Annotated in this window: 6 protein-coding genes; all 6 read right to left on the bottom strand. The window is 42.7% G+C overall.

All coding sequences use genetic code 11. The features are described from left to right. Positions 1 to 891: acyltransferase family protein (locus H8876_RS00145; protein ID WP_249286058.1), on the bottom strand; the 891-nt coding region annotated here is incomplete at its 3' end. A gap of 111 nt (positions 892 to 1,002) precedes the next feature. Continuing rightward, positions 1,003 to 1,335 carry an AraC family transcriptional regulator gene (locus tag H8876_RS00140; RefSeq protein ID WP_249286057.1) on the bottom strand — a complete coding sequence of 111 codons (333 nt, stop codon included), beginning with the start codon at positions 1,333 to 1,335 and terminating at the stop codon, positions 1,003 to 1,005. Beyond that, the gene (locus H8876_RS00135; protein WP_346727811.1) at positions 1,332 to 1,907 is read right to left on the bottom strand and encodes an ATP-binding protein; all 576 of its coding nucleotides are present in this window, start codon (positions 1,905 to 1,907) and stop codon (positions 1,332 to 1,334) included. Before H8876_RS00135 ends, H8876_RS00140 begins: the two co-directional genes overlap by 4 nt. A 233-nt stretch (positions 1,908 to 2,140) precedes the next feature. Further along, positions 2,141 to 4,504 (bottom strand): ABC transporter permease, encoded by a 2,364-nt coding sequence (locus tag H8876_RS00130; protein ID WP_465250715.1) that lies wholly within the window; start codon positions 4,502 to 4,504, stop codon positions 2,141 to 2,143. A gap of 62 nt (positions 4,505 to 4,566) precedes the next feature. Then, positions 4,567 to 5,241 carry an ABC transporter ATP-binding protein gene (locus H8876_RS00125; RefSeq protein ID WP_249286055.1) on the bottom strand — a complete coding sequence of 225 codons (675 nt, stop codon included), beginning with the start codon at positions 5,239 to 5,241 and terminating at the stop codon, positions 4,567 to 4,569. Between the two features lie 113 nt (positions 5,242 to 5,354). Then, positions 5,355 to 6,537, bottom strand: a 1,183-nt coding sequence (locus H8876_RS00120) for a sensor histidine kinase (protein ID WP_249286054.1), incomplete at its 5' end; no start/stop codon positions are given.

Genomic DNA, 6,537 nt, shown 5'->3' with positions numbered 1-6,537 from the left:
AAGAGACAGAGTAAGTACATTCCCGTCTCCCGGCAGATCGATATGCTCGATGAGATATCGAATCGGTATATGACAAATATACACCGTCATGGTTCGCTGCCCTATCCCCGTACAGAAAATCTTGTGGTTCGGCAGCAGATTAAGGAGAACTGTCAGCCATCCCAATGAAACGACCGACAGCATCATTCTGATCAGAATGCCCATGATATTACTCAAATGATAGATGGAATATCCGTCTTTCAAGTGCCACATTTCCACTGGGATCACATTGCTGTATGCAGTCAAGAACGAGAACACCAGAAGAACGGATAAAAGCAGCAAGATCCATTTTTTCGAGATGCTCCGGATCTTCTCGATATGCTCCCACTTCATCTTATAGCCCAGTATAAAGAAAAACAAAAATGAACAGATCCGTCCCAGAGCCAGTTCTCTTCCCAGAGAGCTGAAACATCCGGAAGCCAGCAGAAGTCCTGCACTCAAAATCAGTACGCCTGGAACCTTTTCCAGATCCTTGATCATAAAACGATACACAAACAGCACCAGCAGAAACCATAAGGCATGGCTCGGTGACAGCAGATCAAATGCGGCATCCCCAAATACCCCAAGCCGCACGATAAACATCACCGGCATCAGCAAAATGTACGGCAGCAGAAAATTCTTTGCAGCACCTAGACGGCATTTATCCACATTCTTGGAAAAATATCCGGAAACAAACAGGAATCCCTGCATGATAAAAGAGAAAGCTATGATGTAGAAGAAGCCGCCAAAGCTGCTTACATCAAAGCTTCCGCTGATCCGGATATAATGTGCTGAAACCATGAAAAACGTCAGCAGCACCTTCATATTGTCAAACAGATAATTTCGTTCTTTTCCACTCGCTATTTGTTGCATTTCTTAAATCCTTCTTACTATCAGTTTCTTAAAAATCATAACAGCCACAGTTTACCTCTTCCAGGTGAACTGTCATTGAACTTCATGTGTTGATCTGACGAAGGAAGTTCCTTATGCCTCCAGGATCGTATGGAGTCTCCAGCAAAGTTCATACGTTGGCAGTTTACTGGAAAGGATCGCGATTCCCTTTTCCAAAGCTCTTTCCACTGTTGCCGACCCCGGACTGATCCCTTCCGGTACGATGATACAGGCTGCATCGTTGAGTTCTGCCACCGCAAGCACATTAAGATGAGTCTGTACGGTGATCCAGATGTTCCCTGCTCCACAGCAGCTCATGACACGGCTCAAAAAGTCACAGGCATATACTCCCGTCACCTCTCTGTCCTCTGCAATGGCTGTAACAGTATCCAGTTCTAACGCTTCTGCTATTTCACTGATTCTCATGTGTTTTTATCCTCTCTTATGTAAATGATCATGGTGACTTTCGTCCCCTGTCCTTTCTCCGTTTCGATAGAAAGAACATCGCTGTTTTTCTTGATGTTAGGCAGTCCCATGCCTGCACCGAATCCCATTCGACGCACCTGTTCGCTGGCCGTGGACCAGCCTTCCTGCATGGCAAGATCCAGGTCGGGGATCCCATCACCGGAATCCTCCACAACCATTTCGATCTTTTCATCGCTTATCTCTACATGAGCGCTGCCGCCTCCGCCGTGAATAAATGCATTGATCTCCGCTTCATACATGGAAATCGCCGCCCGCTTCACAAGAGGCGGTGCTACTCCCAGTTTCGTAAGCGTCCGCTTCACACTGCTGGAAGCCTCGCCTGCCATATCAAAATTATTTCCATCAATCAAAAAATCCAGTCTCATAGCCCTATTGTAATACTTTTTTATGCTTGCCGCAATGTTGTTTTTTACGGAAAAAATCCCCATGCATGAAGCTTCGCTGCGTGCACAGAGATTCTCTTGTTTTATTAAAATAAAAGTTGAAGTCCCATTATGATCATCCTTGCTCATATGCCTGCTCCTTTCCGATCCCGGCAATCAGCAAAAGAGTTCTTTTCTTAACACAAAATAACTTTCTCATCATTTCACAACGAGCTTTTCGTCCCCAAATAGTGAAAGTGGGGGCACTTTCTGCCCCCACTCAGGAAATGTTGCTAAAATACTGTTTAGATTTATCATACACACAAAATGGAAGTTATCTATTTCTCCTCTTCGTTAAGACCTAGTTCATTACATATTACTTGCTATCCCTGATACCTTATTCTTTCTACCAGCGTTTCCTTTTTCAGATTACTGCTTAAAACACAGGAAAGCACAATTTGTAGAATACCAACCAGAAGAATCATAACAAGAATCGGGATAAGAGGAACGTGATAAACGTTCATTCCAAAAATCCCATTATGCTTCGCATAGGAAAACAGTGCATAGCCAAGGGGCAGACCGGCAGCAAGTGCGACGCAGATGGTGCCAACCGTAAAAATCAAGCCCTGTATTTGTAAGCACAGATTCAACTGCTTATTGGTCATGCCTACCGCTTGCAGCACACCGTATTCCTGCTTCTTCGTGATGATATTGATGATCATGGTGTTTGCCAGATTCATAAACCCAATGAGACCGACAATTGCCATGAACAGATAGCAGCCAAGCTTCATCATACGGCTTGCGTATTCTGCAGATTGTAACTGTGCATGATAGGTATCCATTTTTATATGCGAAGTATTAGAAATCAAAGTATTCAGACTCTGTTCCACAGATGCAACATCTTTTTTATCACAGTCCACCCACAGATAGCCATAGGCTGTTCCTCTCGGATTCATGGAACGGTATACACCTTCCGGAATGACAAGATAAGTGTCCGCGCTTACAAAGGATCCTGCAATCTTTCCCTGATAGGTATAGGTTTCACTTCCATTCTCAAAATCAAATGCAATGGATTCACCCGGAGCATATCCATCTTGTTCCATCCACGCCGACCAGCCAAAGAAAATTTCACCATTCTTTACCGCCTGATCATAGTCCATAGAGCCAATATCCCCGTCTTGGCGCATAAAATCAAAATCATTTTTACTCACAATATCAGCCGGATATCTTGTTCCGTTCAGATTTACAGAGACAATCTCTCTCGTCATGACATCTGTCACTCCTGGAATGCTTTTGATTTCTTCAATCATTGAATCATTCAGTGGGTTGTTCTGTAGGATTGTGTCCAGATTATTCTCCGAATAGGCTTCATCATAATTCTGGGAATAATCCAGCTGCAACTCAAATTGTCCATGGTTGATTGCAATCCGCGCCTCGTGCTCCGTGTCAATATTCCCAACATAATTAGAGATAATTACAAACAATACACAGGAAAGCCCCATGGTAAGAATCGTAGCAATGGTTCTTTTCGGATTGCCTGTCACATTTGCCATTGCCATGGAGAAAACGGTGACATCTTTTCTGCCTTTTCGTCTGCCCTGTTTTTGCGTTTTGGAGCCGTCAAGATACCGTGTCGCTTCGATGGGTGAAATCCGGGAAACAATTTTCATAGGTTTGCGCAGAGCCAAAACGACCGTAAGAAACGATACAAAAATGCAGATGAGCATAATTGTTAGTGAAAACAGAGGCACCTGATGGTTCTTGATTCCGGACGATACCAGATTTCCCTGCTCCACCAGCCAGTTGAAGCTGACTTTTGCAATCAGGAAACCAAACAGCAGCCCCAGCGGTATCGAAGGAACCGCCAGAAGAATGCCCTCACGAAAGATCAACTGCTTCATCTGCTTTCTGGTTGCACCCAGCGCCTTGATTTTTCCGTACTCCTGAACCTTCTGGGCGATCCCGACCTGGAAGATATTATAAATGACCACAACGGAAAACAGCACGATTCCGAGGATCAGGGTTCCACAAACCACAATCATTTCATAGCTCGGCTGCAATACCCACTGCAGGTAGAGGTCATTGATGATCACGTTTTTCTGGTCAATGCCGCAGGAATCCGCGATTTCTTTTATAACAGGCGCAACATTATTCATAGATACATTTGCAGAATCATTTAAAGTAAAATAAATATTATACTGTCTGTCATTCTCTGCGACGTGCTCATCATAAAACTCCTGTGACCCGAAAGCAACATAAGATGCCTCGATGGTATACTCATCCCGATCATATAGGATTCCGCTGACAACAAATTCTTCCGGCTTATATTCTGATTGCATCCCTGCGCGGTAATCCAGTGTAACCGTGTCTCCGATCTTTACATCACCATACCCCATTGCACGAAAAAATGCTTTTCCTGCGGCAATTTCCTGCATTTTTTCCGGATACTTTCCTTCCTTCAACTCATATTCTTTATTATAAGGAAGCATTTTTCTTGCAGTCTCATCCATGCAGACAAAGCCGCCATTTTCATTTCCTTTCAGGATGCCCTCCGTACACATGATGCCGATATCAGATATCTCAGCTCTGCGTTCCACTTCTTTTAATTGCGTACCGTCTGCGGCGATAAACAGGCCGTAGTTGCTTCCGTATGAGCTTGCCGCCTGACTTTTCTGTAAATGAATTACCCCATTTCCCACAGTACTGATGATAACAAGCAGCATCGTGGTCAGACAGATTGCCATCATGATCAGTATACTTCTTGTCCTGTTCCTTTTGTCATTGCTATATGCAATCCTGCTTATTGTCTTCATCTGAAATCCACCACCTGTCCGTCCTCAATCACCAGAATACGGTCAGCGACCTGTGCAATTTCGTCATCATGGGTAATCATTACAATTGTCTGTCCATATTTTTTTGCTGTCATCTTAAGCAGAGCGATTACCTCATCACTGGTCTTAGAATCAAGATTTCCTGTCGGCTCATCTGCAAATATAATTTCCGGACGATTCACCAGTGCTCTTGCAATTGCTACTCTCTGCTGCTGTCCTCCGGATAACTGATTTGGCAGATTATAAATCCGGTTTTCAATCCCCAGAGTTGCAATAATATCATTTACATACGCTTCATCCACTTTTCTTCCATCCAGCCCCAGTGGCAGTACAATATTTTCCCAGATATTAACAGATGAAACCAGATTAAATGCCTGAAAAACAAATCCGATTTTTCTTCTGCGGAAAACAGCAAGGGCATCTTCCTTCATCCTGTATAAATCTTTCCCTGCTAAAGTAACACTGCCTTTTGTCGGGGTGTCTAGCCCTCCAAGCATATGAAGTAATGTACTTTTACCGGAACCTGACTTTCCAACAATTGCGACAAATTCTCCCTGCTCAATCTGAATGTCCACCTGATTGACCGCTTTGACCTGATTCTCACCTGCGCCATAAAACTTACAAAGCTGCTTGGTTTCTAATATCACACTCATGTGTTGCCTCCTTTTCATCTTACATCCAAATTGTATCAGGGCAATCTTTCATTTCACTTTCAAAAAACGAGCAGAAATCTTACAGAATTGTAAGATTTCTGCTCACTTAAAATTTAACCAACATATGGTAATTGAATTACAAACGTGCTTCCTTTTTTCTTTTTGCCGGAGGTTACCGTAATCATACCTGCGTGCTTTTCGATAATTTCTCTCGATAGAAAAAGTCCGATTCCTGTACCACTCTTTTCCATGACCTCCTTGGAACTTCCTCTGTAAAATCGTTGAAAAATTTTGTGATACTCATTCTGCGGAATACCAATTCCCTGATCCTCAATTTCCATTCTCACAAGATCGTTTCTTTTTTGTAACCGGATAAATATTTTTGAACCACCCGGACTGTACTTGACCGCATTATCCAGAACGTTGATCACAGCTTCGCCAAGCCACCTTTTATCCTGCATAATCGTGCATGTTTCCAGCTCTTTTTCATAGTCAAAAACGAATTCAATTTCTTTCTCATCCGCTTTTGGATATGTACGATTCACAGCAGATATGACAGTATCTATAAGTGGAAGTTTTTTCTTATTCATCTGAATCAGTCCAGTTTCCATCTTGGATATTTCAAGAAGCGACTGCAATAATGTCTCCAGTCCATCCAGAGCACTCCGACAACGGATACGAAACTCCTCCTGTTCTGTGGCACTTAAGTCATTCTGCATCAGCACACTAAAACATATATCCAAAGCTGCAACCGGTGTCTTTAACTGGTGTGAGATGTCAGAAACCATTTCTTTCGTGCTCTCTTTTTCTGTCCTTGCTTCTTCCTTTAGCAACTGAATATGATGTCCGATTGCTTCAAGCTGGTCATTCAATTTTTCCAGTTCTGCTTGATTTTCCGTTTTTAGCAAATCATCAAATTTATTTTCACGGAATCTGATCAGAATTTCTTCCAACTGGTCTAATATTTTCTGATGACACGCATCTTCTTTTTTCTTCCAATAAAGTAAAAAAGTTAAAAGAAGCACGCATATCACAGTGCTTACAGCACCGGTCACCATAACCTGATGCCGGAATTGCGAATAAAATGCATTCCCTTTATTCCCCCAGTATCCATATTGCTCCAATAATCGCCTTCCCTGTTCGTTAGTTTCAATATCCTTATCCTTAAGCAATTCCGAAACAGCATCCAGCCCGGAAAATTCTTCCTTTGCAGCAATCTCTGTCATAAGATTCATTTTATATTTATAATCTTCATAAAACACATACGTGGTAAAGCAATTTAGTATCTGTCTCTTA

The organism is Lentihominibacter faecis, from assembly GCF_014306095.1.
GTDB classification, from domain to species: domain Bacteria; phylum Bacillota; class Clostridia; order Peptostreptococcales; family Anaerovoracaceae; genus Lentihominibacter; species Lentihominibacter faecis.
Note: the sequence above shows the minus strand (reverse complement) of the source record. Positions and strands in the feature narration are given on the sequence as shown.